The 24,296-nt window shown below is 71.2% G+C and carries 16 protein-coding genes and 1 pseudogene; 10 read left to right on the forward strand and 7 right to left on the reverse strand.

Annotated features, from left to right (window positions below; all coding sequences use genetic code 11):
- Positions 1 to 265: pseudogene (locus AB8A24_RS39155) on the reverse strand (class E sortase); the annotation flags it as partial.
- A gap of 56 nt (positions 266 to 321) precedes the next feature.
- Here AB8A24_RS39155 and AB8A24_RS39160 point away from each other — a divergent pair.
- From AB8A24_RS39160 to AB8A24_RS39175, 4 genes are all read left to right on the forward strand, one after another.
- The gene (locus AB8A24_RS39160; protein WP_328963230.1) at positions 322 to 1,326 is read left to right on the forward strand and encodes an SEC-C metal-binding domain-containing protein; all 1,005 of its coding nucleotides are present in this window, start codon (positions 322 to 324) and stop codon (positions 1,324 to 1,326) included.
- Between the two features lie 151 nt (positions 1,327 to 1,477).
- Positions 1,478 to 1,900: a very short patch repair endonuclease gene (locus AB8A24_RS39165; RefSeq protein ID WP_266391726.1), complete on the forward strand. Its 423-nt coding sequence runs from the start codon at positions 1,478 to 1,480 to the stop codon at positions 1,898 to 1,900.
- Positions 1,901 to 1,951: 51 nt separating this feature from the next.
- Positions 1,952 to 2,983: a DNA cytosine methyltransferase gene (locus tag AB8A24_RS39170; RefSeq protein WP_328963229.1), complete on the forward strand. Its 1,032-nt coding sequence runs from the start codon at positions 1,952 to 1,954 to the stop codon at positions 2,981 to 2,983.
- Complete coding sequence (locus tag AB8A24_RS39175) at positions 2,980 to 4,329, forward strand: DNA cytosine methyltransferase (protein WP_328963228.1); 1,350 nt, start codon at positions 2,980 to 2,982, stop codon at positions 4,327 to 4,329. The genes AB8A24_RS39170 and AB8A24_RS39175 overlap by 4 nt, the downstream gene beginning before the upstream one ends.
- Here the strand turns inward: AB8A24_RS39175 and AB8A24_RS39180 are convergent.
- The 3 genes from AB8A24_RS39180 to AB8A24_RS39190 are packed head-to-tail and all read right to left on the reverse strand — an operon-like array spanning position 4,320 to position 8,301.
- The gene (locus AB8A24_RS39180; RefSeq protein WP_328963227.1) at positions 4,320 to 5,243 is read right to left on the reverse strand and encodes a DUF6339 family protein; all 924 of its coding nucleotides are present in this window, start codon (positions 5,241 to 5,243) and stop codon (positions 4,320 to 4,322) included. The genes AB8A24_RS39175 and AB8A24_RS39180 overlap by 10 nt on opposite strands.
- On the reverse strand, positions 5,240 to 6,223 hold the full coding sequence (locus AB8A24_RS39185) for a hypothetical protein (RefSeq protein WP_328963226.1): 984 nt from the start codon (positions 6,221 to 6,223) through the stop codon (positions 5,240 to 5,242). Before AB8A24_RS39185 ends, AB8A24_RS39180 begins: the two co-directional genes overlap by 4 nt.
- Positions 6,220 to 8,301 (reverse strand): helix-turn-helix transcriptional regulator, encoded by a 2,082-nt coding sequence (locus tag AB8A24_RS39190; protein ID WP_328963225.1) that lies wholly within the window; start codon positions 8,299 to 8,301, stop codon positions 6,220 to 6,222. The genes AB8A24_RS39185 and AB8A24_RS39190 overlap by 4 nt, the downstream gene beginning before the upstream one ends.
- Positions 8,302 to 8,694: 393 nt before the next feature.
- Between AB8A24_RS39190 and AB8A24_RS39195 the strand changes: the two genes are divergently transcribed.
- Genes AB8A24_RS39195 through AB8A24_RS39210 form a run of 4 tightly spaced genes read left to right on the forward strand, consistent with a single transcriptional unit; the run spans position 8,695 to position 20,329 of the window.
- Entirely contained in the window at positions 8,695 to 13,368 is a 4,674-nt protein-coding gene (locus tag AB8A24_RS39195; protein WP_369478875.1) for a DEAD/DEAH box helicase, read from the forward strand.
- Positions 13,365 to 15,272, forward strand: coding sequence for a UvrD-helicase domain-containing protein (locus AB8A24_RS39200; protein WP_369478877.1), 1,908 nt, complete (start codon positions 13,365 to 13,367; stop codon positions 15,270 to 15,272). The genes AB8A24_RS39195 and AB8A24_RS39200 overlap by 4 nt, the downstream gene beginning before the upstream one ends.
- Positions 15,269 to 18,472 (forward strand): helicase-related protein, encoded by a 3,204-nt coding sequence (locus tag AB8A24_RS39205; RefSeq protein ID WP_369478878.1) that lies wholly within the window; start codon positions 15,269 to 15,271, stop codon positions 18,470 to 18,472. Before AB8A24_RS39200 ends, AB8A24_RS39205 begins: the two co-directional genes overlap by 4 nt.
- Positions 18,473 to 20,329: a DUF1998 domain-containing protein gene (locus AB8A24_RS39210; RefSeq protein WP_328963221.1), complete on the forward strand. Its 1,857-nt coding sequence runs from the start codon at positions 18,473 to 18,475 to the stop codon at positions 20,327 to 20,329. It begins immediately after the preceding gene.
- 89 nt (positions 20,330 to 20,418) lie between these two features.
- On the opposite strand, the gene AB8A24_RS39215 is transcribed toward AB8A24_RS39210, so the two are convergent.
- Both AB8A24_RS39215 and AB8A24_RS39220 read right to left on the reverse strand, forming a co-directional pair.
- Complete coding sequence (locus tag AB8A24_RS39215; protein WP_030728596.1) at positions 20,419 to 20,715, reverse strand: hypothetical protein; 297 nt, start codon at positions 20,713 to 20,715, stop codon at positions 20,419 to 20,421.
- A 39-nt stretch (positions 20,716 to 20,754) separates the two neighbouring features.
- A complete protein-coding gene (locus AB8A24_RS39220) occupies positions 20,755 to 20,946 on the reverse strand; it encodes a hypothetical protein (protein WP_328963220.1) in 192 nt (63 codons plus the stop codon).
- A gap of 183 nt (positions 20,947 to 21,129) precedes the next feature.
- Here AB8A24_RS39220 and AB8A24_RS39225 point away from each other — a divergent pair, with 183 nt between their 5' ends.
- Both AB8A24_RS39225 and AB8A24_RS39230 read left to right on the forward strand, forming a co-directional pair.
- Positions 21,130 to 21,666 (forward strand): GNAT family N-acetyltransferase, encoded by a 537-nt coding sequence (locus tag AB8A24_RS39225; RefSeq protein ID WP_328963219.1) that lies wholly within the window; start codon positions 21,130 to 21,132, stop codon positions 21,664 to 21,666.
- Positions 21,667 to 21,700: 34 nt separating this feature from the next.
- Positions 21,701 to 22,597, forward strand: a complete 897-nt coding sequence (locus AB8A24_RS39230) for a hypothetical protein (RefSeq protein ID WP_369478879.1) — start codon at positions 21,701 to 21,703, stop codon at positions 22,595 to 22,597.
- On the opposite strand, the gene AB8A24_RS39235 is transcribed toward AB8A24_RS39230, so the two are convergent.
- The gene (locus tag AB8A24_RS39235; RefSeq protein WP_369478880.1) at positions 22,567 to 23,874 is read right to left on the reverse strand and encodes a DUF445 domain-containing protein; all 1,308 of its coding nucleotides are present in this window, start codon (positions 23,872 to 23,874) and stop codon (positions 22,567 to 22,569) included. The genes AB8A24_RS39230 and AB8A24_RS39235 overlap by 31 nt on opposite strands.
- Between the last annotated feature and the right edge of the window lie 422 nt (positions 23,875 to 24,296).

Below are 24,296 nucleotides of genomic sequence, written 5' to 3' on the forward strand. Positions count from 1 at the left end.
CGGCTCCCGCAGCGGGCCCGGCCGTCTCCGCTCCGGAACCGCCGGGGGGATCCTCCCCCCAGGCCCGCTCCAGGGCCTGGACCTGCTCCTGCGCGGCGGCCGCGGCCTGCCGGTTGGTCCACCACACCTGGTGCACCACCAGCAACAGAACCACCACCCCCACGGTGACGATCAGCTCGGCGCCCGCCCACAGCACCCCCGCGAGACCGGCCCGGCGCCCCCGCCGGCCGCTCCCCTGCACCACCACAGGTACGCGATCTCGCACGGGCGGCACCCTAAGTCCTCCCCCGTCAACTGACCAGCGGCAGTACGGTGTGAACCATGCGCCCCGACACGCCTGCCGAGCACATCGCCGAAGCCGAGCGCCTCATCCGCACGGCGACCCGCTACCCCGAGGACCAGGAGCCCTTGCTCCTCCAGGCCGCGGCCCACCTCGAACTGGCCGACGCACGCGACCGGGCGAGTGCCCTGTACGACCAACTCCTGTCCTCCTCACCGTCCGACCCCCACCTGATCAAGGCCCTCCAGGCGGCGAACCTCTGGGAGTACGGTCACGAGGCGGAGGCCCGCGCCCTCATCTCGGGCATCCGCGCCGCCTCGCCCAAGGAACCGGCACCGTGGGAGGTCATCGCGGAAGCCCTGGAGGCCCACGACGAGTTGGAGGCCTCGCACGACTGCTTCACCGAAGCGGCCACCCTGCTCATCGCGGAGGACGACCCGCTGACCCCGGCCACCACCGCCCTGCTCACGGGCCGCCATCGCGTACGCCGCCTCCTCGGGCGCCCGCACGACGACTGGGACATGGTCGCGGACACCCGCCACATCGGCCCCATCCCCCTCGACGAGCTCCACGACCCCAAGCGCATCTGGGCCCTGGGCTCCGACGACCCGACCGAGCTGCGCGCCGAGATCGCCCGCCTGCGCGCCGAACTGGGCGACCGCCGCGCGGCCCTCTCCCGGCCCTTCCCGGTGGCGATCCTGCACTGGCCGCAGCGCGAACTGTCGGAGCTGCTGACCAGCTACCCGACCCTGGCCTCCGAGTACCCCTCGCACGAGGCCCACCTGCGGGAGATCGAGACCTCGCTGCGCGCCCTGGCCGCCTCGGGCACCACGAACCTGGGCATCGTCACGGCGAGCGTCCCCTCCTACGAGGCCTTCGCGGCTTCGGAGAAGACCTCCCCGGCCTCCCCGTCCCTCCTCGCCGAATACGCCACGACCCTGGCGGCCCGCGGCAAGGCCACCCCGTGGCCCCCGATCCCCACCGCGTCCTGCTGGTGCGGCTCGGGCAAGCCGTACGCGGAGTGCCACGAGGTGTCCGGCGGCTGAGCAGGGCGATCCGGCCGGGGACACGATGTCGCCGGCCCGGCGATTACGTACCATCGGCTTCAGGTGGGGGTGCCGTGCCGAGCCGTCGTCGTGGCTCGACCGAGCGCGCCTCCCGGGACCGGCAGGCGAAAAGTGGAGGAGGGAGACCGTCATGATCGCGGCTGTGCCTTCCTCCCCCTCGGTGTCGGCCCGGATGAGTCGCCAGGCACGCCGGAACACCACCCCCGAACTGGCGGTGCGCAGACTGCTGCACGCGGCGGGCCTGCGCTATCGCCTGCAGGTGAAGGTGCCCGGCATGCCGCGCCGCACGATCGACATCGCCTTCCCCGGGGCCAAGGTCGCCGTCTTCCTCGACGGATGTTTCTGGCACGGGTGTCCCGAGCACGCGACGCAGCCGAAGGCCAACGCACAGTGGTGGCGTGAGAAGCTCGACAAGAACATGGCGCGGGATCGCGAGACGAGCGAGCTGTTGGCGGCGGCGGGCTGGACCGTGCTGCGGTTCTGGGAGCACGAGGCACCGGAGTCCGTGGCGGCCCGTGTCATCGATGCCCGCCGCGGCGCGAAAACCGGCTGACCCGCCTTCCCGGGCGATCGACATGCGTCCGACCGACGCGGACAGGACGACATGACGCTCTCGGGGCCGGACCGGCTCACCTCTCTGGAGCTGTGTGCCGGTGCCGGCGGTCTGACGCTGGGCCTGGAGGCGGCCGGGTTCGACCCGATCGCGCTGTTGGACACGAAGCCCGACTCCTGCGCCACCCTGCGGGGCAACCGCCCGGACTGGACCGTGCTGGAGCAGGACCTCCGCGACTTCCTGCCGTCCGACCGTCCGGATCTGTTCGCCGAGGACACCGCCGTCGATCTCCTCGCGGCCGGTCTGCCCCGGCTGCCCTCGACGGCCTCGACCATGCGCAAGAACGCGGACGAGGAGCGGTACCTGCTGAAGGCCACGATCTGGCTGGCGCAGGCCGCCCTGCCCCGCGCGGTCCTGGTGGAGAACATCCCCGGCCTCGCCCTCGCCGACGTGTACGCGCCGACCCGGCAGTGGGTGGAGGAGAACCTGCGGGAGGTCGGCTACCGCTCCTCCTGGGGGGTGCTCAACGCCTGCGACTTCGGGGTTCCGCAGCAGCGCCCGCACGGTTTCCTGGTCGCGCTACGGGATCCCGAGTTCGGGCGGTTCTCGTGGCCGGAGCCGTCCGGTCTGCCCACGCGGAGCGTCGGCACGGTCCTGTACGAGTCGATGGCCCGCCGGGGCTGGCCCGGTGCGGCCGCGTGGGCACGGCGTGCCGACGAGCCCGCCCCGACGATCGTCGGCGGCTCGGACAAGCGCGGCGGTCCGGACCTCGGCCCGACCGGCTCGAAGCGCGCGTGGGAACGCCTCGGTGTGAACGGGGGCGGGATCGGGGACGACGTACCGGACGCCTCGGCCCCCGACGACCTGTTCCCCAAGCTCACCGTCCCGCAGGTGACGTGCCTTCAGGGCTTTCCCGCCGACTGGGTGCCGGCCGGCCGCAAGACGTCCTCGTACCGCCAGATCGGCAACGCGTGCCCTCCTCCGGTCGCGTCGGCGGTCGGTCGTGCGCTCGCGGTCGCCCTCCGGCCTGCGGTCGACCTCCGGCCCGCGGAAGGCCCGACGCCGGCTAGACTCGCGCCATGAACTCCGAGAACAAGCCCCCCTACAAAGTCGTCGACCTCTTCGCGGGCTGCGGCGGCTTCACCCGGGGCTTCTTCGAGTTCTCCCGGGACAACATGAAGGACGGCCTGCATTCCTTCGCCCCCATTGCCGGGGTCGAGATCGATCCCGCGGCCGCTCTGACCTATTTCACGAATTTCGAGAAATGGGCGGACGACACCACCGGAAGCGATCACCATTTCTTCCTGGGTGACATCGCGGATTGGGTGGACGTCGTCAGGTCCAAGGGCCTGCACGCCGATGTGATCCTGGGGGGCCCGCCCTGTCAGGGCTTTTCCGGACTCGGCAAGGGCGATCCGGACGATCCGCGAAACCGGCTCTGGGAAGAGTATTTCAAGATCGTCGAATTGGTGCAGCCGCGCATCTTCATCATCGAGAACGTCGAGCGGTTCAATTCGTCCAGCCAGCTCGCCGATCTGAAGAGCGCCTTTCTCGATCTCGGGTACACGTTGGAGGATCCTCAGGTCCTCAACGCGGCCGACTACGGCGCCGCGCAGCTCCGGAAGCGGACGATCGTGATCGGCGTGCGGGGGAAGCGGCACATCTCCTACCCCGCCGCGTCGCACGCGGGCGCCGGCAAGGCGGGCCAGGTCGGTCTCTTCGCGACCGAGGAGCCGAAGGCCTGGCAGACCCTCAAGGAATGCCTGGACGGCGAGAAGGACCCGATCCCCTACCAGACGAGTGGGCTCGACCTGCCGGAACTCAACGACGAGAACGTCCCGTCCGTCACCATTTCCCGGAAGGTCACGGAGACGGGGGTCCTCGACAAGGAGTTCGTCGCGCGGCTCCGCGAGAAGATCCCGGGACCGTTCAGGAGCGAATCGCTGCACATCGGTCGCCAGCCGACGGAACTCTCCCTGGCCCGCTACCGGGCCATCGAACCGGGTCAGAACCGACACGCGCTGAGGAACGCACCCCCGGCGCTCGTGGAAGGAAAGCTGGTCCCGCTCTCGACCGAGAGCTGGAACCGCCACAACAGCGGCTCGGGTGACGTCATGGGCCGGCTCGTGTGGGAGAAGCCCTCCGTGACGATCCGCACCGAATTCTTCAAGCCGGAGAAGGGGCGGTACCTGCATCCGGTGGACCATCGCCCGATCACCCACTACGAGGCGTCACGTATCCAGGGGTTCCCCAAGGACTTCCGGTGGTGCGGAAGCAAGTCCCAGATCGCGCGCCAGATCGGCAACGCGGTACCGGTGCCGCTGGCGCGGGCTCTCGCCGAGCACGTCTATCAGGCCCTGGAGGGTGGGGCGGGCCAGGGCGACCGGCACGAGGCCGAGGACCTGACGTCGGGCGCGGCTCAGGCGTAGGGATTCTCCACCGGCTCCTCCTCCTCCTTGCCACGGATCGGCGCGGTGGTGAACAGCTCCTGGAAGAGGGGGAGCAGCCGGGCCACCGAGGAGAAGTCCACCTCCCCGTCGTCCGGTCCGTCCGGCAAGGAATCGTGCGGGACGGGTGGGGCGTAGGTGAGGTCCTCTATCCAAAGGCGCCGGGCCTTCGTGTCCAACGGATCGTCGGGGGCGACCAGTTCGTACTGGATGGTGCTCCCGGCGGTGTTGACCGCCTTGATGAGCGCGTTCGCCGCCCTGGTGCTGGTCACGGTGCCGTCGCGCAGCATCCGGATCACGGTCTGGGCCGTGGGCCGGTGCAGGAACACGTCCTGCCGCAGTGCGGAGTTGAACATCTCCTGGTTGGCGCAGGCCGCCTCCGCCGTCGCGTAGTTGCGCCCGTCGCGGTACATCTCGGCGGCCCACCAGAGCCGGGCCATGGCCTGGACGTGGAAGGGGCCGGTGAAGCGCCGCGGGTTGACCCTGGCCTCGCCCCCGCCGCCGTTCTCGTTCTCGCTGCCGAGCCAACGCCACAGGACGTAGTCCGGTGCGACGCGCAACGCCAGATGGTTCCAGAGTTCCGAGTCGCCGGCTTCCCTGCGGGTCAGCCGGAGCGTCGCGTGCAGGCGGGGGGCGAGCCACGCGTCACTGGCCCCCGGACGTGCCTCGACGAACCGGCGCATCGCGGCGTCGAACAGCTCGCGTACGGGCCGCGCACTCCATCGGTCGCCTTCGTCGTCGAACGCGCGTGAGCTGCGGTCCAGCTTCTCGTGGGGCAGCGCGCTCCGGCCGCTCAGAACCTCGTCGTCGAGTTCGCGCCGCGCCACGGCGTCGGGAAGGAGTGCGAGCCGCTCGGGTGCGGCGGCCGCCCCTTCGTAGACGGATTCCCAGCTCACTGCTTCGCGCTCCCCTTCGTGATGTCCCGCAATGCCTCGCCCAGCGAGCGTGCCGACCGGGACTGTCGCCCGGCCGCGTGCAGTACACGCATGTGCAGATCCCGGCCCGCGCCGCCGACCCGGCGGGACAGCAGTTCCCGCAACGCGTCGGACGGGGAGAGGTCGGGACACACGTCGGGCAGCATCCGCTTGAGGACGTTGTCCCGCCAGCCGCCCGGCCATTGGGGTTCTCCGTCCTCGGCGAAGACCTCGTCCGCGGCGCTGTGGAACAGGGTGACCCACAGGTCGGTGCCGAGCTTGGCGGCGAGCGCCTTCTGCAGGGCGCTCTCCGCGGGGGACATGCCTCGCGCGGGTGCGCCGAGCAGCCGCGCCACTCCTTCGAGGGCGGTGTTCACGTAGACGGTGGGGACGGCGCCGTTCGCGTCGATCGCCCATTCGTTGTGCCGGAAGTCGTGGAGATGGGGGTGCTCGTCGGAGCCGAAGTCGACCTCCGTCATGCGGATGTCCTGCTCGCGGTGGGCGGTCCGCGAGTCCACGTCCACGGTCCAGGCGTCCTCGGCCGATCCGATGAGCCTGCCGGGCACTCCGTCGACCGTCGCCGTGACGATGCCGGTGAGCTGCAGCCGCCCCAGGTGCTCGTCGCGGTCGACGCGCACCTCACCGACCCAGTCGCCGGAGGCGTCCTGGCGCAGCGAGGTCACCGAGCGCACGTTGGACGTCCGGTTGGCGACCGTCACCGCCGCCCGCACGTCCCGCCAGCCCCGGCCCTCGGCGTCGGCCACCACCGGTACCCGCATCCGGACCGCCAGCCGCGCGGTGGACCAGTCGGCGTAGCCCACACCGTGCACGGCGACACGCCGTTCCTGCCGGTTGACGAGTTCCAGCGGCAGGGCGTCCTCGTCGACGCGTCCCTCCCGCACCTCGATCGTGGTGAGCCCGTCGGATCGGCGCAGGGTCGGGTAGGGGACGAGCTGCTTCACATCGACTCCTTCGCACGCTGCACGTCCACCTCGACGCGGGCGTGCCGAGCGGGTACGGGATGGTCCTGCACGTCGCTCTCCCCGAGGAAGACCGCCGTGCGGGCGCCCGCCTTGAACAGCAGGGAACCTTCGGCGGTGACCTCGCAGTTGCGCTCGGCGACCAGTCGGGCCCACTTCACGGCGGGCTTCGGTCCCGAGCGGGTGACGAATCGCAGGACGGGGACGAGTGTCCACGGATCCGACTGCGGGGGCAGATTGACCTCGACCCGGACCTGCCAGGCGCCGGTGTCGTCGACGTGGCCGTCGACGTCGTCGACCTGGGGGTGGCTGCGCGCGTTGCGGGGCGGCCCCTTGGGGGCGTCGATGCGCAGCACCTCGCGCAGGACGGAGGGAATGACCTCGTCCTGCGCGGGGGCGTCGTCGCGGGTGGCGACGACGGCCAGGACCCCCTCGCGCATCGCGGCCCGGAACTCGCCGATGCTGCGTACGACGCCGCGCGCGTAGGTGACGACCAGGTCCTCGGTGCGCTTCCAGGTGTCGTGCTCGGGCGGCTCCGCCGTGCGCAGGAAGCGTTCCGCGGCGCGTGCGCCGTCGGAGGAGTCCCCGGCGGCCGTGCCCGCGAGGAGCAGGGCCTGGTAGGCGTTCCCGCCGAGCGGGGGGTTGATGGTCTGCGTCATCACCACCATGCGGTTGCCCCGCATGCAGACCAGTTGGTTGGGGCGCGGGTCGTCCGGTTCGGCGGCGGTGACGAGCAGGACGGCCTCGTGCTGGACCGGCCTGCCGTCCGCTTCGGTCTCCGGGGAGCGCAAGGGGGGTACGTCGAGTCGGACGCGTCGCTCGACGACCTGCTCGGGTGCGGTCAGTCGATCGACCGTCGCCCCTTCGAGGAAGGCGCGCAGGGCGCGCGACCGGGCCGGCTCGTATTCGTCGGGGACCACGCGTCGCTCGGCGACGACCTCGACGCCGTCGCGCAGGGCCACGACAGACGCCTCGACGAGGGGCTCGGTTCCCGGGGCGGAGATCATGGAGGCCCAGAAGTTCCGCCCCAGCCCGGCCGACAGCTTCTCGTGCAGCGCTTCGAGGTCGGCGTCCTCGTCGTCCCCCTGGTGTGCGCCGACGACGAGGAAGGAGGTTCCGGGCTCGTCGCTGTCGCGCTCGAGGTGCAGTGCCTCGACCGTGGCCTCGTCCGCCCACCAGGAACGGGCCGCGCCGTCGCGGTCCGGGTCGGCCTCTCCCAGCCAGGCGGGGCCGGCGTAGGCCTGGTCTCCGACGGTGTGCCAGGGGAGGTCGATGCGGCCGATGAGTCGCCGCTCCCGGTGCCCGTCGTGCGGCCGGCTCAGGGTGCTGTTGATGAGGACCATGCCCAGGGAACTGGCCGACCAGAGGGTCGCCTTGCCGAGGCCGAAGGATCCACCGGCGCTGGCGTTGGACTTCACGCTGTCCAGTTGACGCCTGACGACCGCGGCGAACCGGCCGTCGTCGTAGTCGTCGCCGGTCAACCCGTTCGCGTTGTAGTCGTCCACGCGCAGGAGGACGAGGCTCCCGCGGTCCTCGATGTCGCGCAGGGCCCGCGCCAGTGCGCGGGAGGCCTTGTTGCCCGCGCTCGCGGCCGACTCGTAGTGCTCGCGCAGCGCGTCCCACCGCATCACTCGCCGGAAGGCGTCGAGCCGTTCGCCGGAGATCTCGTGGAGGACGTGCCGGATGCGTACCGGTCGACCGGTGTCGAGGATCTCGTCAAGACTGTTCTGGGTCGCTTCGCGCGCCAGGACCGAGAGGTCGGCGTCGAAGGCGAACGCGGCCGCGTTGCCGTACTCGCGGCCGCCGTCGACGTGTGCGGGACGGTGGTACCAGGTGAGCCGCTCGTGCCCGACGGTCTCGTCCATCGACAGGGAGGCACCGGGGACGACCCCGAGGGCCGCTTCTATGAGCTTCACGGTGTCGGGTCTGGGCGTCACCCGGCCGCTCACCCACGTGGACACGGCGGCCCGGGTGACGTTCACCTGCGCCGCGAGCTCCGTCTGGGTCATCCCCTGTCGCTGCAACTGACGCCCCAGCCAGGCTCCGTAGTTGTCGACCACGATCCGTCAGCACTCCATGTCATCGTGCGGGAACGACCTCGCGCATCATACAACTGACCATTTGACAGCAGAGAATGTGTCAAAATTTACTCATCGAACCATCGTACGGATTCGGCCGTCACCCATGGTCGGGCCGTAAGGAATCGGCATGTTTCCCGGCAACCCGACCGGCTGAAGTGCCCACCGAGCCCCTTGTGCCACCTCCTTCACCCGTGCGACCCTTTCGATCACTCGCCGGGTGAGGATTCCGCGAGAACCACCGGGGGGTGCGCGCCTACAGGCTATTTGCCATGCCCTCATCAAGGCTGTCTCGCGCCCCTGCGACATCCCTCGCGCGCCCACGTCCTCATGCGTCGCGCCGACATTTGCGATAACCGGAGAGTGAGCTTCTTCGTGTCCTTTCAGCCATCCCTCGCGCAGTCAGGCCCCCTGTCCGACGTGCTGCGCGTCGTCCTCGACCAGTCGGACCGAAGCCTCAGCACGTATCGCAACGATCCCGGCCGGATCCTCGAGGACGCGAACGGCGAACGGCGAATTCAGCAAGGGGGCTACGGCGATCGCCAGTTGTACGAACTCGTGCAGAACGGCGCGGACGAACTGAGGGATCGCGATACGCCGGGCCGCGTCGCCGTGGTCCTCACGCAGAACCATCTGTACTGCGCCAACGAGGGAAACCCGCTCTCCGCCGACGGCGCCGAGACCATTCTGCGCATGAGCGTCTCGAAGAAGCGCGGAGGCCAGATCGGGCGCTTCGGCGTGGGCGTCAAGTCCGTCCTGTCGATCACCGACACCCCGCAGTTCTTCAGTGCCACGGGCAGCTTCGGATTCGACCGCGAATGGTCGGCGCGGCTCATCCACGAGGTCCATCCGCAGGCGAAGGAAACCCCCGTCCTGCGCATGGCCCGGCCGCTCGACCTCGCGCGCGAACTCCGCGAGGACCACGTACTGAACGACCTGTTCTCCCACGGGGCCGTCACGGTCGTCCGGCTCCCGCTGCTGCCCGGAGCCGCGGCGCGCCTGGGCCGGGACCTGCGCGCGTTCCCCCGGGAGTTCCCGCTCTTCTCCCCGCATGTGGGGACGATCGACCTGGAGGACCGGCGCGAGAACTCGCGCTTCCGCCGTTCCCTGAGCGGAACACGGGAAGGGACCGTCCACACGCTTCTCGTCTCGGACAACGGCGGAACACCGGAGCGGGAGACGTGGCGCGTCTTCACCGTGCCCTACTCCCCCACCGCGAAGACCCGTGAGGCGTCCGGGGAACTCCACGACCGACCCGTCATCGACATCTCGTGGGCCGTGCCCGAAAGCCGACGTGAACTGGGCGCCTTCTGGGCCTACTTCCCCACCCACTACCCGATGACCCTGCGCGGCATACTCAACGCCGCGTGGAAGACCAACGAGGATCGCCAGCACCTGGTCGACGGCACCCCGCTCAACGACGAGCTGCTGGGGGCCGCCGCCGGTCTGGTGGCCGCGTCCCTGCCCGCCCTGACGGACCCCGCCGACCCCGCCCGCCACCTCGCCCACCTGCCCGGTCGCTACAAGGAGCGCCGCAACTGGGCCGACGGTCACGTCATCCAAGGGGTGTGGCGCGAGGCGGCCGCGAGACCCTCCCTCCCCGACCAGGACGGGGTACTGCGCAAGCCCTCCGCCCTGCGCGTCCACCCGGAGGAGCTGCGGCCCGAGTGGCTGGACCTGTGGGCCTCCCACCCGGCCCGGCCCGCCGCCTGGGTGCACCGGTCGGTCGAGACCGACCGGGACCGGCGCGGCAAGCTCGGCCACATCCTCGAAGCCGCGCACCACGAGCGCGCGACCGTCCAGGAGTGGCTGGAGGCCCTGGTCACCGATGGCACGCCCGCGGCGTCCGCGTGCGCGCTGCGGATCCTCGCGGCGATGATCCGCGGCAACAGCCCGTACGTCCCGGAGGCCCGACAGGCCCGCGTCCTCCTCACGGAGGCGCACGGCCTGGTGGCCCCGCGCCCGAACACGGTGTTCCGCCGGGTCCTGGACGACTCCCTCCCGAACGAGATGGTCTACGTCCACCCCGAGATCGCCACGGTGCGCGAGCTCTCCGCCGACCTGGACACCATCGGGATCCACGAGGCCGACGCCCTGGGCCGCTTCGAAGCCGTCGTGGACCAGGGGTTCGCCCGGTACGGCGAATCCTCGTGGGAGGAGTTCTGGAAGCTGTCCCGCCGGGCCGGGGCGGGCCAGTCGATCCGCATCCTGAACGAGAGGGTGGCGAATCCGACGGGCGTCCTGCGGGTGCGTACCCTCGCCGGTGCGTTCAGCAGCATCGAATCGTGCCTGCTGCCCGGCCCCGTCGTCCCCGCCGACGGCTCGCGCGACGCGGCCCTCGCCATCGATTCCCGCTTCCATCGGGACGACCTCCTCGTCCTGCGTGACCTCGGTGCGCGCTCGGGTCCGGACGTCGATCAGGACCCGACCGGCGAGCCCTGGTTCGAGTCCTACGCGGAGGCCATGCACAAGGCGTACTGCGCCACCCTCCCGGCCAGCTCGGCCCGTCCGAACAGGGCGACCATGCGGATGCAGGGCGCCTCGCCGGCCGGCCCGCTGGGATTCCTGACACGGCTGAGCGAAGAGGGCAGGGCCGACTTCGTCGCCGCGATGCCCGACCGGGGCATGGTCCGCAACTGGACCCGGCAGGTCGGCAAGCAGAGCCGGACCCAGGAACCCGCGCCGTCCCCGCTGCGCTGGATGGTGACCAGGTACGGGTACGCCCGCACCGACCGGGAACTGCTCCCGTTGCGCGAATGCGTGGGACCCCAGCTGTCCCCCTACGCGGCCGTCCTCCCCGTGGCCCGCCTCTCCCCCGCCCAGGCCGACGCCCTGGAGATGCCCGGCACCCTCGACAAGGTGCCGCAGCGGGTGTGGAACAAGATCCACGAGCGGATCGCCGCCAGCGAGGACGACGCCTTCCTCGGCAACGCCTACACCCTGCTCACCCGGGCCGACGCCGGCTTCCCGGAAGGCGTCGAGACCCGCTGCCGCATCGGCACCGAATGGGGACATCGACCCGACACGGACATCGCCGTGACCTCCGTCCGCGAGGAGTACGACGGGCTGGTGCGCGAATCCGTCCCGGCACTCCTCGTCGACACCCCGGAGGACGCCGAACTGCTGCGTACCCGGTGGGACATGTGCAGCCCCGGCGACAAGATCACGAAGGAGCTGAGTCACGCCTCCGAGGCCGAACCCGAGCTGCTCCTGAACCGCTTCCCCTCCCTGCGCCTGCGCACCGATCTCGCGACCGCCGACGCCTGGTTCCAGTCCTGCACCCGACTCGAAGAGATCATCCGCACCGACCACAGCTACCGTCCCGTCGCCCTGAAGAGCGCGCTCGACGGTCGGGTCGCGTTGATCAGCCACCCCGAGGACGAGCTGGAGATCCTCCACGAGTCGTCCAAGGTGTTCGGCTGGCGACTGTCGCGTGCCGAGTGCCGGCAGGTCATCGCGCTCCAGGAGCAGCAGCGGGCCAACGAGAAGCTCCAGCGCGTCGTCCACGCGGAGAGCGTCACCGACAAGCTCCTGCTGCTGATCGGCGAGGAAGCCCTGCGCACGGGACTGCCGCCGGGCCTGTGGGAGGACGAGCTCCACGTGTCCGGCAAGGAGCCCGACGGGCAACGGATCGCGGAACTGGCCTACAACTCGGAGAAGGACGGCGTCCTGCGCCACTACGCCAAGGCCATCGCCTCCCGGTGGGCCGAGGCCCCGAACAGCTACGGGGGCGACACCGCCGCGCGCCAGTTCGTCAACCGCCTCGGCTTCCCGGAGGCGTTCGCCGGGGCCCGGCCCGTCAGCCCGCCCGCGATGGAGCAGGTGGTGGGGCCCGTGGACTTCCCCCGCCTGCACGACTACCAGGAGCAGCTCGCCCAGAACCTCTTCTACCTGCTGACGGACCCCGACCCCAAGCGCGCCATGCTGTGCATGCCCACGGGCTCCGGCAAGACGCGGGTCGCGGCCGAAGCGGTGATCCGGGCCATCAAGCACCGCCGGCCCACGGGTCCGATCCTGTGGATCGCGCAGAGCGAGGAACTGTGCGAACAGGCCGTGCAGAGCTGGAAGTTCGTCTGGTCCAAGGTCGGCGCCGAACGCGAGACGCTGTCCATCAGCCGGCTGTGGGGGGCCAACTCCGCCACCGACATCCGCTCCACCGTCCATCTCGTGGTCGCCGTCGACGCGAAACTGGAACGTCACCTGGACACCGAGGCGTACGCCTGGCTGCGCGAGGCCTCGGCCGTCATCGTCGACGAGGCGCACACCTCCCTCTCCCGGCGCTACACCAGGCTCTTCGAACTCCTCGGGATCTCGCGCAACAACAGGACCGAGCGGCCTCTGGTCGGACTGACCGCGACCCCGTTCCGCAGCACGAACGAGGACGAGACCCAGCGGCTCGTACAGCGCTACGGCAGGAGCCGGCTGGACAAGGGCGTGCTCGACCCGGACCCGTACCCCCAACTGCAGGACATGAAGGTGCTGGCCAGGGTCGAGCAGCGGGTCCTGCGCGGCGCGACGGTGACCATGAGCGCGTCGGAACTGAGCAAGGTGGACACCTTCGGCGCGCTGCCGGCCACGGTGGAGGACCGGCTCGCGTTCGACCACGAACGCAACCGGATGCTCGTCGACGAGATCGCCTCGCTGCCCGCCGATTGGCCCGTCCTGCTGTTCGCCACCTCCGTGGCACACGCCAAGGTGATCGCGGCCAAGCTGAACGGCATGGGCGTGTCCGCCGACTCCATCGACTCGGCGACACCCACCGCCACCCGCCGCAAGCGGGTGGACGACTTCCGGGAGAACAGGATCCGGGTCCTGGCCAACTACGGCGTCCTCACCCAGGGCTTCGACGCGCCCGCCACCCGCGTGGTGGTCGTATCCCGACCCACCTACAGCCCCAACGTCTACCAGCAGATGATCGGTCGCGGGCTCCGCGGACCCGCGAACGGGGGCAAGGACACCTGCCTCATCCTCAACGTCGACGACAACATCGAGAACTACGGTCACAAGCTCGCCTTCACCGAGTTCGAGCACCTCTGGGAGCGCAAGTGACGAAGACCCCGGGAGCGCCTCCCACGCTCACGGACGAGCAGCGCGCCGTCGTGGAACTGCCCTGGGACGCCAAATGCCTGGTCGTGGCCGGGGCGGGCGCCGGCAAGACCCACACCCTGGTGCGTCGCCTCGACGCCCTGGTCGAGCGGGACGACGTACTGCCCGGCGAGATACTCGTCCTGAGCTTCTCCAACGCCGCCGTACGCGAGCTGCGCCAACGCATCCAGCGCCACGCCGTCGCCGCCGACCGGGTCCGGGTACAGACCTTCGACAGCTGGGCCACCGCCTTCCTGTCCGAGATCGCTCCCACCGGTGAGTGGAACACCGTCCCCTTCGACGAACGCATCCGCAACGCCACGGAAGCGATCGGGGAGGGCAGGCTCGACGAGTACCTCACCGAGGACCTGGCCCATGTCGTCGTCGACGAGGTGCAGGACCTCGTCGGTGATCGAAGCCGCATGATCGAGGCACTGCTCGACGAGTACCGGGACGCCGGTTTCACCGTCGTGGGCGATCCCGCCCAGTCCCTCTACGGCTTCCAGGTACCGGTGGCGCAACGCGCCGAGGAGGTCAACAGCTTCTTCCCCTGGCTGCGCAACAGCTTCCCCGCGGACCTGCGCGAGCTACGGCTCACCCGCAACTTCCGTGCCACGACGGACTCCGCCCGCACCGCCCTCCACCTGGGCCACCGCCTCCAGCAGGACGACCTCACCGCGCAGGGCCACCGATCGGTCCACACGCAGCTGCACGCCGCGCTGTTGTCGAACCTTGCGTTCGCCCCGCTCGACAGTGAACTCGCGGCCTCCGCACTGCGTTCCCACCACGGCACGAACGCCATCCTCTGCACCACCAACGGTCAGGCCCTGGCCGTCTCCCGCTCCTTGTGGACGTCCGGCATACCCCACAAGGTGCAGCGCTCCGCCCAGGACCGCGTGCTGCCCACCTGGTTGAGCCTGCTCTACCGCCGATGCGAGGGATCCACCCTGGCCACGGCGAGGTTCGACGCGATCGCCGACGAGCTCGAGCTCCCGGACGGCGAGGCGCGCGATGTCCTGTGGCACGCCCTGGTCCGGCTGGACGGCCGTGGGCACCGGTCGGGGATCGACCTGAACCGGGTGAAAACCGCTCTCGCCGGCGGCCGGATACCGGACGAACTGACCACCCACGACACGGAACGACTCGTCGTCTCCACCGTGCACCGCGCCAAGGGGCTGGAGTTCGACCGGGTCGTCGTGATCGATCCCGGTCCCGTGGCGGCGGCCTCGGACGCCAAGGACAGCGATCCGGCCGCGGCGGCCCGCGCGCTCTACGTGGCCATGACCCGACCGCGCACCGACCTGTACCACCTGGAACTGCGACGGGACCCCTTCCTCCGCAAGGACGGCGACGGCCGACCCGCGACCGGCCGCTGGTACCGCGGCGGAACGGGCACCAAGCGGGGGCAGCGGTACGGCATCGAAGTCCTCGGCGGCGACGTGTCACGAGAGGCCCCGGCCGGCGCGCACGACCTCGAGGGGAACGCCGTCGACCTGCAGCGCTACCTCGCGCAGGAGGTACACGCCGGCGACCCCGTCGCGTTCGTACGCGCGCACGCGCTCCCGACAGGACCGGACGCGAGCCCGCCCTACCTGCTGCGCCATGCCGGCCGCGTCATCGGGAGCGCCTCCGAGGCGTTCCGCAAGGACTTGTACACGATCCGCAGGACCCGCAAGGACGCGGCTGCACTCGCATGGCCACTCACCATCACGGACCTGTTCCTCGACTCGGTGGAAACCGTCGTGGGCAGCGACAACGTCGCTCTCGGCGCGGGCCTCGGCGAGCGGGGCGTATGGCTGGCCCCCAGGCCGACCGGGCTGGGGCGCTTCGAGTGGGAGAAGAAGGGCACGGAGGACGGCGAAGGATGATGAAGAGCGAGCACGACGAGCACTACGAGTTCCGGGACGAGTTGGTGCACCGGCTCGTCCTCGACCTGATGGGCCCCAAGGGCGGACCGGACGAGGTGCTGGAGGACCCGCCGGTCACGACCTATCCCGTCGGGGCACTGTTCCCGCAGGGCGACGTCGCCGAGGACCCGACCGAGCGGGCCGCCGACAACAACCCCGACCCCGCGGCCGACGTGGCCCGCCGGGAGCAGCGGGACGGGGACCGGGACGACTCCGGTGTCGCCCTCTCCAACGTACGTCGCCCCTCGGCCATGGGGATCACCTTCGCCGTCGACCGGGTGGCGGCCCCCGAGGTCACCGTCCGCGTCGAGGCCGCCCGGTACCTACCGGTCGACGCGTCGGGCCGGGCGACCGCCGCCAAGGCCGCGGAACGACGCTCCACCGAGGACACCGGCGAACGGTGGATGCGGCAGGCCGTCCCCGCTCGGGACGTACCCGTCGACGTCACCGTGCCCGGCACCAAGGCGGTGGAGATCCTGCCCCACCTCCTGAGCCTTCAGATCATCGTGCGGAACGAGGACGCCTCCGGGGCCGTCGCGGTGACCGTCACCCTGATCAACACGGCGACCGCCCCGAAGACCGGCCCCCAGGACGAGTCCTGCTTCTTCCAGCCCCGCCTGACCGTGACCGCCCCCGCGGGCTCCGGCGGTCTGGTGGAGCGACCCGTCCACGGACGCTCCGCCGACCCCGAGCTGGATGTCAGCCGGCTCCTGCACCGTCACGCCCCCTCCTTCGCCACGGGCCACGGCTGCGCCGCGGACTGGCACTGGGTGGCGCCCCCGCCGAACCACCTGCGGGTGGACGCCGGGCCGTGCCGGATCGACGCGGTGCACACCGAGCTCGTGCCGACGTACGAGGTCATGCTCACCGACTCGAACCCCGACATCGACGCGACCTCGCTGGGCATGAAGTGGCTCTCGACCGCGCCCCGGGACGAGATCGTGCCCGCCCTCCTGACGCTCCTGTCCTCCTACGAGAACTGGATCGAGGAGCGGAGGACCGACGCCGAGCGGCTCGGTTCCTCCGAGTTCGCCGAACTGGCCCTGCTGCAGATCGAGAACTGCGCCACCGCTCTGGGGCGCATGCGCTCCGGCGTCGAGCTGCTGCGCGTCGACGACGACTGCCTGGAAGCCTTCCGACTGGCCAACCGCGCCATGGACGACCAGCGCACCCGCGCGATCACGATCAAGGAGGGTGAGCCGGGCCGCCCCAACACCTGGCGCCCGTTCCAGATCGGCTTCGTGCTGCTGTGCCTCGACGGCATCGCCGATCCCCAGCACGACGACCGGCAGATCGCCGACCTCCTGTGGTTCCCGACCGGCGGTGGCAAGACCGAGGCCTACCTCGGCCTCATCGCGTTCACCGTGTTCCTCCGGCGACTGCGCCGCCGCGACTGCGGCGGCGGGGTGACCGTACTGATGCGGTACACGCTCCGTCTGCTGACCCTCCAGCAGTTCGAGCGGGCGACCATCTTGATCTGCGCGATGGAACGCATCCGCCTGGAGGCGAAGAACTCCGCACGCCCGCTGGGCTCGGAAAAGATCTCCATCGGCATGTGGGTGGGCCAGTCGGCCACCCCGAACGACCTCAAGACCGCGCAGAAGAGCCTGCAGAAACTCCGCAACGGTCAATCGGTCGCCAAGGAGAACCCCGTCCAGCTCCGCGCCTGCCCCTGGTGCGGGTCCGCCCTGGACGCCCACGACTACACGGTCACCCTGGAACCCGCCGCGATGGTCGTCGCATGCCCCGACGAGGACTGCGACTTCCACGAAGGCCTGCCGATCCACGTGGTGGACCAGACGGTCTACCAGGCACGGCCCACGCTGGTCATCGCGACGGTCGACAAGTTCGCCCTCATCCCGTGGGAGGAACGGACCGCCGCCCTGTTCAACCGGAACCGGCCCGCCGACGACACCCCGCCGCCCGAGCTGATCGTCCAGGACGAGCTGCACCTGATCTCGGGCCCGCTCGGGACCATGACCGGGCTGTACGAAACGATGATCGACCTCGCCGCGGACACACCCAAGGTGATCGCCTCCACCGCGACGATCCGACGGGCCAAGCAACAGGGCCGCGCCCTGTTCCACCGTGAGGTCCACCAGTTCCCGCCCACCGCGCTCGACTCCCGCGACTCGTGGTTCTCCCGCGAGGCGCCGGCCGACCGCAAGGCCACCCGCCGCTACGTCGGACTGCTGACCCCGTCCACCAGCCAGGCCACCCTCCTCGTGCGCGCGTACGCCGCGCTGCTCCACCACGCCGCACTCATCGAGGGCCCCGGCGCGGTCCGGGACGCCTACTGGACGCTCGTCGGCTACTTCAACAGCCTTCGCCTGCTGGCCGCGGCCGAACTGCAGGTCAGGGACGATGTCCACGACCGGATCGCGCTGCTGGCCGCCCAGGCCGAGACGCGGACGCGTGAGATCAACGAGCCGTCCGAACTCACCAGCCGCATCGACGCGAGCGACATCCCCAAGTACCTCAAGGATCTGGAGCGCCGCCACCCGCACCCCGACGCGGTCGACGTCCTGCTCGCCACGAACATGATCTCGGTGGGCGTCGACATCGACCGGCTGGGCCTCATGGCGGTCATGGGGCAGCCGCAGACCACCGCCGAGTACATCCAGGCGACCAGCCGGGTCGGACGAAGCCACCCGGGACTGGTCGTCACCCTCCTGAACTCGGCCCGCTCACGCGACCGTTCGCACTACGAGAACTTCACCACCTACCACTCGGCCCTCTACCGCCAGGTCGAGTCGACGAGCGTCACCCCGTTCTCGCCCCGGGCCCGGGACCGGGCCCTGCACGCCGTCCTCGTCGGTCTCGCCCGACTCACCATCGAGGCGGCCCGCCCCAAGAGCGGCGCCGCGAAGATCGACCGGTTCGAGGACCGGCTGAAGGACATCCGTACCGCCATCACCTGGCGGGCCCGGGAGATCGCCCCCGAGCACGCGGACGACGTGGACGCGGAACTCGAAGAGATCATCGACGACTGGCGACTGCTCGCCGAGACGTATCCGGACACCCTCGTGTACGAGGGCTGGTTCGGCAAACGCCCCGCCCTGCTGGTGCCGTTCGCGGAGGCCGAGGACGGCGAGTCCTTCCGCACGCTGACCAGCCTGCGCGACGTCGACGCCGAGTCCGACCTGTTCGAGGAGAAGTAGATGTCAGAGTCCCCCCGGCGGTCCCGCTCCGGCTCCCGCCTCCAGCGGCTGCGCGCCGAGAGCGGACCCCGCAAGCTCGGTTCGGCCCGGCGCGCCCAGATGATCACCACGTACGGTGTCGGATCGATGATCGCGATCGACAGCGAGTCCTTCATCGTGCGCGGACTCGACTCCTGGCACGTGCCGTCGGAGTTCGAACTCACCGAGCCCCGCCTCCAGTACCGGCTGAACGTGGACGGTTTCCACCTGCCGCCCGCCACCACGGACGAGAACGCGCCGAGCGACGGTGTCCACGTCGCCCGCTTCCCCGAGTGGTACTCCTGTTCCACCTGCCACTCCCTCAACGAGCACCGTCGGCTGACCGCGGACCCGAAGAAGAACAAGTGCGGCAAGTGCGAGACCACGGAGCTGACCCCGTCCCGCTTCGTCATGGTGTGCGAGAACGGGCACCTCGACGACTTCCCGTACTGGCTCTGGGTCCACAAGTCCGAGGAACGCCCGGCAGGGGGCTCCCAGTCCCACCGCCTCGAAATCCGCACGGCGGGCCGCACCGCGTCCCTGCGTTCCATCCGGATCCACTGCTCGTGCGGGGTGGCCCCCAAATCGCTCGAAGGAGCCCTCGGCCGCAAGGCGCTGGCCTCGCTCGGGATCCGCTGCTCCGGGCGACGGCCCTGGCTGAGGGACGACTCGGCTCCCGAGGAGTGCACCGAGGACCCACGAGCGATACAGCGTGGTTCCTCCGCCGCCTGGTTCCCGATGGTCTCCTCCGCACTGACCATCCCGCCGTGGTCCCAGGGCGCCAACAAGCTCGTCCGCCCCTTCATGTCGAAGTTCCGCGATCGCACCGACGAGGAGATCCTGGTCTACATCGGGATGACGCCTCAGCTGCAGAAGTCCGGCTACGAGGCCGCCGCTCTCCTGGCCGCGGTACGCATCGGCCAACGGGCCACCGAGGCACGTGAGGCCAAGGAGGAGGACGCGGCGGCGGTGCTGATCGATCCGCTGCGCCGCGACGAGTACGAGCAGCTGCAGCGCAGCACCGAGTTCGACCACCGCGTCAGCCCGGACTTCGAGACGCAGGACCCGGGCGACCTGGGTGACATCCCGGACCGCACGGGCATCGACCAGGTGATGCTGGTCCCCCGCCTGCGGGAGGTCCGGGCCCTGACCTCCTTCACCCGGCTGACCGCCCCGACCTCGGCCGCCCCCGAGCGGCATTCCTCGCTGGCGCGCAATCCGCAGGGATGGCTGCCGGCCATCGAGGTCGTGGGCGAGGGCGTGTTCCTGCGGCTGGACCGCGAACGGGTGGCCCGGTGGGAGCAGCGGCATCCGGGCGTGGCCCGTCGTGCCGACGTGGTGCGTGATCACCATCTCGCGCTGCTCGCCGAACAGGCCGGCCCGGACGGCGATCCGGAGCTGTCGCCGGTCACGCCCCGCCTGCTGCTCGTCCACACCCTGGCGCACGTGCTGATCAACGAGTGGAGCCTCGACTGCGGCTATCCCGCCTCGGCACTGCGCGAACGCCTCTACGTCGACGACGAGATGACCGGGGTACTGCTCTACACCGCCACGAGCGACTCCGCCGGAAGCCTCGGTGGACTGGTCAGCCAGGGCAAGCCGGACGCGCTCGCGCGATCCTTGGCCTCGGCCCTGACGCGGGCCGCGTGGTGCTCCGCCGATCCTCTGTGCATGGAATCCCCGGTCAGCGGGGCCGACAACGTCAACCTCGCCGCCTGCCACTGCTGCGTCCTGCTCCCCGAGACCAGCTGCGAGCAGTTCAACCGCTTCCTGGACCGCGCCCTGCTGATCGGCACCCCGCAGGATCCCGAGATCGGCTTCTTCCACGGGACGGGCTGACGGGTCGGCCGCCGTCCGGCCCAGGGGGTGTCCTGTCGATCGCGGCCGATCGGCAGGACACCCCCGGGCCCGGCCGGCCCGCGCGGAAACTAGCGGTCCGCCGCCGCGTAGGAGGCCGCGGCCACCGCGGCCGCCGCCGTGAAGACCGCGGGCCAAGCCCCGATCTTCTTCGCCAGGGGGTGCGATCCCGCGAACGCGGCCACGTAACCCGCGCCCAGGAGGGCCGTGGTCGTCGGGCTCGTGCGACGGTGCCATTCGCGGGCCGCGACCGTGCCGGCGGCCGCGAGGATCACGCCGCCGAGCGGGCGTACGCCGGTCCAGCGGGCCGTGGCGTAGCCGCCGACCAGGCCGGCCGCCGCTATCGCCGAGGTGGGAATCTGCGCCATCGTGGGGTCCTCCAGCCGTTCGAACGTCTCCGGACGAGGCTAACGCGCGCGCCGTGTGAAGCGGCGCGCGGTGCCCACGCCCAGCACCACCACGGCTCCGCCGAGGACGCCGGGCGGGACGGTGTCCTGGACGGTGCGGGGCAGGACCGCGATGACACCGAGGGTGATGAAGAACGCCACCGCGCACGCGGCGACGCCGATCAGGGCTTTGCGCAGGAGAGAGCTGGGCACACCGGTTCAACGCCGGGCCGGGGGCGGCGATACGGGTGGCCCGGCTACGTACGGAAGTCGGATTTGTCGCACACCCTCCGGATCCGTGCAGGTGCCCTCCGTGGAACCTCCCCGGCGTAGATTCACTCTCCTACACGGGCGATACGACCGAAGCCGCCCAAGCCGGCCCAAGGAGCTGCAAACGTGATCTGTTATGGACCGGCCGTGCTGGACCTCTCGGACGAACTGGCCGACGCCTACAGCGAGGTGTTCTCCGCGCCACCGTGGAACGAGGATGAAGAAACCATTCGCCAGTTCTCCCTCCGACTCCAGGCCGACAGCCGCCGCGCCGGATTCCGCACCGCCTTCGCGCAGTCGCCCGCCGGCATCGACGGCTTCGCCACCGCCTGGTTGACCCCCAAGACCTTCCCCCGCGACCGCGCGTACGGACAGGTCTCCGCGCAGCTCGGCCGACAGCGCGTCCGGGAACTCCTCATCGGCGCCCTGGAGATCGACGAGCTCGCCGTACGCCCGCACGCGCGCGGGAACGGCACCGGGCGCACCCTGCTCGCCGAGATCACCGCCGACGCCCCCGACGAGCGCGCCTGGCTGCTGACCGCCCGCGTGGCAACCGACACCGTCGCCACCTACCGGCGCCTCGGCTGGCACGAGGTCACCCCCCTGCCCGGCACACAGAACGGCGTCGTCGTCTTCCTCGCCCCGAACCACCCCTCGGCCTGAGTATCGGACCCGCCCCACCGGGCATACCGCGGGCGTGATCACCGCTATCGCCCGTACCGCCCAGCGCCGGCTGAACCTGGCCACCTACCACCAGCTCGAGCAGGCCGGGATCCCGTCCGCCACCATCAGCGGCCGCAGCCGCCGCGGAGGGCCCTGGCAACGGCTCCTGCCACGGGTGTACTTGCTGCAGACCGGCCCACCCGACACCCGGCAGCAGGCGCTGTCCGCCGTCCTGTACGCCGCCCACCCCGCGGCCGGCCGGGTCCGGCCCTGCCCGACCACGCGCCGGCCCGCCACCATCCACATCTCCGGAGTCCCCAGCACCCGCCCGATCCGGGCCGCCGCCGACTTCGCGGCCCGCACGGACGACGCCGATCTGGTGCGCTCCGTACTGGCCAACGTCGTCCAGGGCGGCTGGTGCCACCCGCACGACCTGCACGCGGAACTGCGCGCGGGCCGCGTCCGCGGCCGCCCCGCCGTCCGCGTCGCGGCCGCGGAGCTGGTCGCCGGGGTCCGCTCGATCGCCGAGGGCCGCGCCCGCGAGACCCTGGCGGCCACCGACCTCCCGGCCCCGCTCCGGAACGCCCGCCTCCACGGCCCCGACGGGGCCTTCCTGGCCAGCCCGGACGCGTACTGGCCCGACGAGGGCGTAGCCCTGGAGATCGACTCCGCGGAGTACCACTACACGCGCGACGCCTGGCAGGCCACCCTGCTGCGACGGCTGCGCCTGGAGTCCCGAGGCGACCTGGTCGCCAGTACGACGCCCGGGATCCTGCGCGACAGACCGGCGGACGTGATCGCCGCCCTGCGCGCGCTCCTCGCACTGGGCGCCGCCCGCCCCGCGCCCCCGCAGGTCACCGCCCGTGGGCACGCCCAACTGGAACTGCCGCTCCCGCCGGGCTACGCCCCGAAGGCGCGCGAGACCGTATAGATCAGCAGGCCCGCCAAGGCGCCGACCACCGTGCCGTTGATACGGATGAACTGCAGGTCACGGCCGATGTGGGCCTCGATCTTGCGGGAGGTGTGCTCGGCGTCCCAGCCCGCCACCGTGTCCGTGATCAGCGAGGTGATCTCGGTCCGGTAGGTGGTGACGACGTAGACGACCGCGCCCTCGATCCACCCCTCCACCTTCGCCTGCAGACGGCCGTCGGTGGCCAGGCGCGCACCGAGGGAGAGAAGCGAGGCCCGGACCCGCAGGCGCAGCTCGCTCTGCTCGTCCTCCGCCGCCGAGATGATCATCGACCGGATCGCCGACCACGCGGAGGCGATGACGTCCTGGACCTCGTCGCGCGCCAGGATCTCGGACTTGAGCCGCTCCACCTTCGCGCGGGTCTCGGTGTCCGACTGGAGGTCGGCCGCGAAGTCCGTCAGGAACCGGTCCACCGCCCCGCGCGCCGGATGCTCGGGCATGTCCCGCATCTCCGTGACGAAGCGGAGCAACTCCTTGTAGACGCGCTCGCCGACCTTGCGGTCCACGAACCGCGGGGTCCAGCCCGGGGCGCCGCCCTGGACCGCGTCCGTGATCGAGGTCCCGTGGGTGACGAGCCAGTCGTGCGCCTTGGCGCAGATCAGGTCGACGGCGCGACGGTGGCCGCCGTCCTCGACGACCCGCTCCAGGGTCTTGCCGATGCCCGGCGCGATCTCGGCGGTCTCGGCGCGCCGCGTGATGGCCTCGCCGACCACGGCCTGCACGTCGGAGTCGCGCAGCACGGTGAGCGCGCCGCGCAGGGCGGCGGCCAGCTCGGCCGTGACCCGGTCGGCGTGTTCGGGCTCGGCGAGCCAGGAGCCGAGGCGGCCGCCGATGCCGAGGGCGTGGAGCCGGGCCCGCACCACGTCGGCGGAGAGGAAGTTCTCCCCGACGAACTCGCCGAGGGTGACGCCGAGCTGGTCCTTCTTGGTCGGGATGATCGCGGTGTGCGGGATGGGCAGCCCGAGCGGGTGCCGGAAGAGGGCGGTCACGGCGAACCAGTCCGCGAGCGCGCCGACCATGCCGGCCTCGGCCGCGGCGGCGACGTACGCGGCCCAGCCGCCGGCACCCCAGGCGTGCTGGGCGTACTTGGCGAGTACGTAGACCAGCGCGACCAGGAGCAACAGGCCGGTCGCGGTGGCCTTCATCCACCGGACCCCGCGCCGGCGCTCCTCATCGGCGGCACTGAACACGAACCCGCCGCGGGTGGCGGTACCTCCGGTGGTGCTGCGGTTCTCCACGTGCTCCTGCCTTCCCCCGGGGGCGCCGGTTTTGTCTGCATAGCATCCGACTCCCGGGAGGTCCGAGGAGTTCCCGCCACGCCCTTCCGCTCCCGCGGGGGTGACGGTGACGACCCGGGGCACCCCGGACCCGCCGGTCCGCTCTCGCGGGGGTGACGGTCCCGCAGAGCGGGGCCGGGCGGGTCCGAGTCGTCCTGCGGGCCGGGTCCCGGGCGCGGTGCGGGCCGGTCCGCGGGTGCTGGCGGTGCGGGCCGGGATCCGGGCGCGGTGCGGGCCGGTGCGCGGGGCCGGGGAGGGGTGTCTCCTCGGCTCGCGCGACGCGGGCAGGTCTCGGCTGTGCGCGGTGGTTGCGCGCTCGTCCTGCGGGGACACCCCTCCCCGTCCCCGCTCCCCACGCGTCGGGGCGGCTTCGGGAAGGATCC

The sequence above is a fragment of the Streptomyces sp. BF23-19 genome (assembly GCF_041106355.1).
Classification (GTDB): Bacteria; Actinomycetota; Actinomycetes; order Streptomycetales; family Streptomycetaceae; genus Streptomyces; species Streptomyces virginiae_A.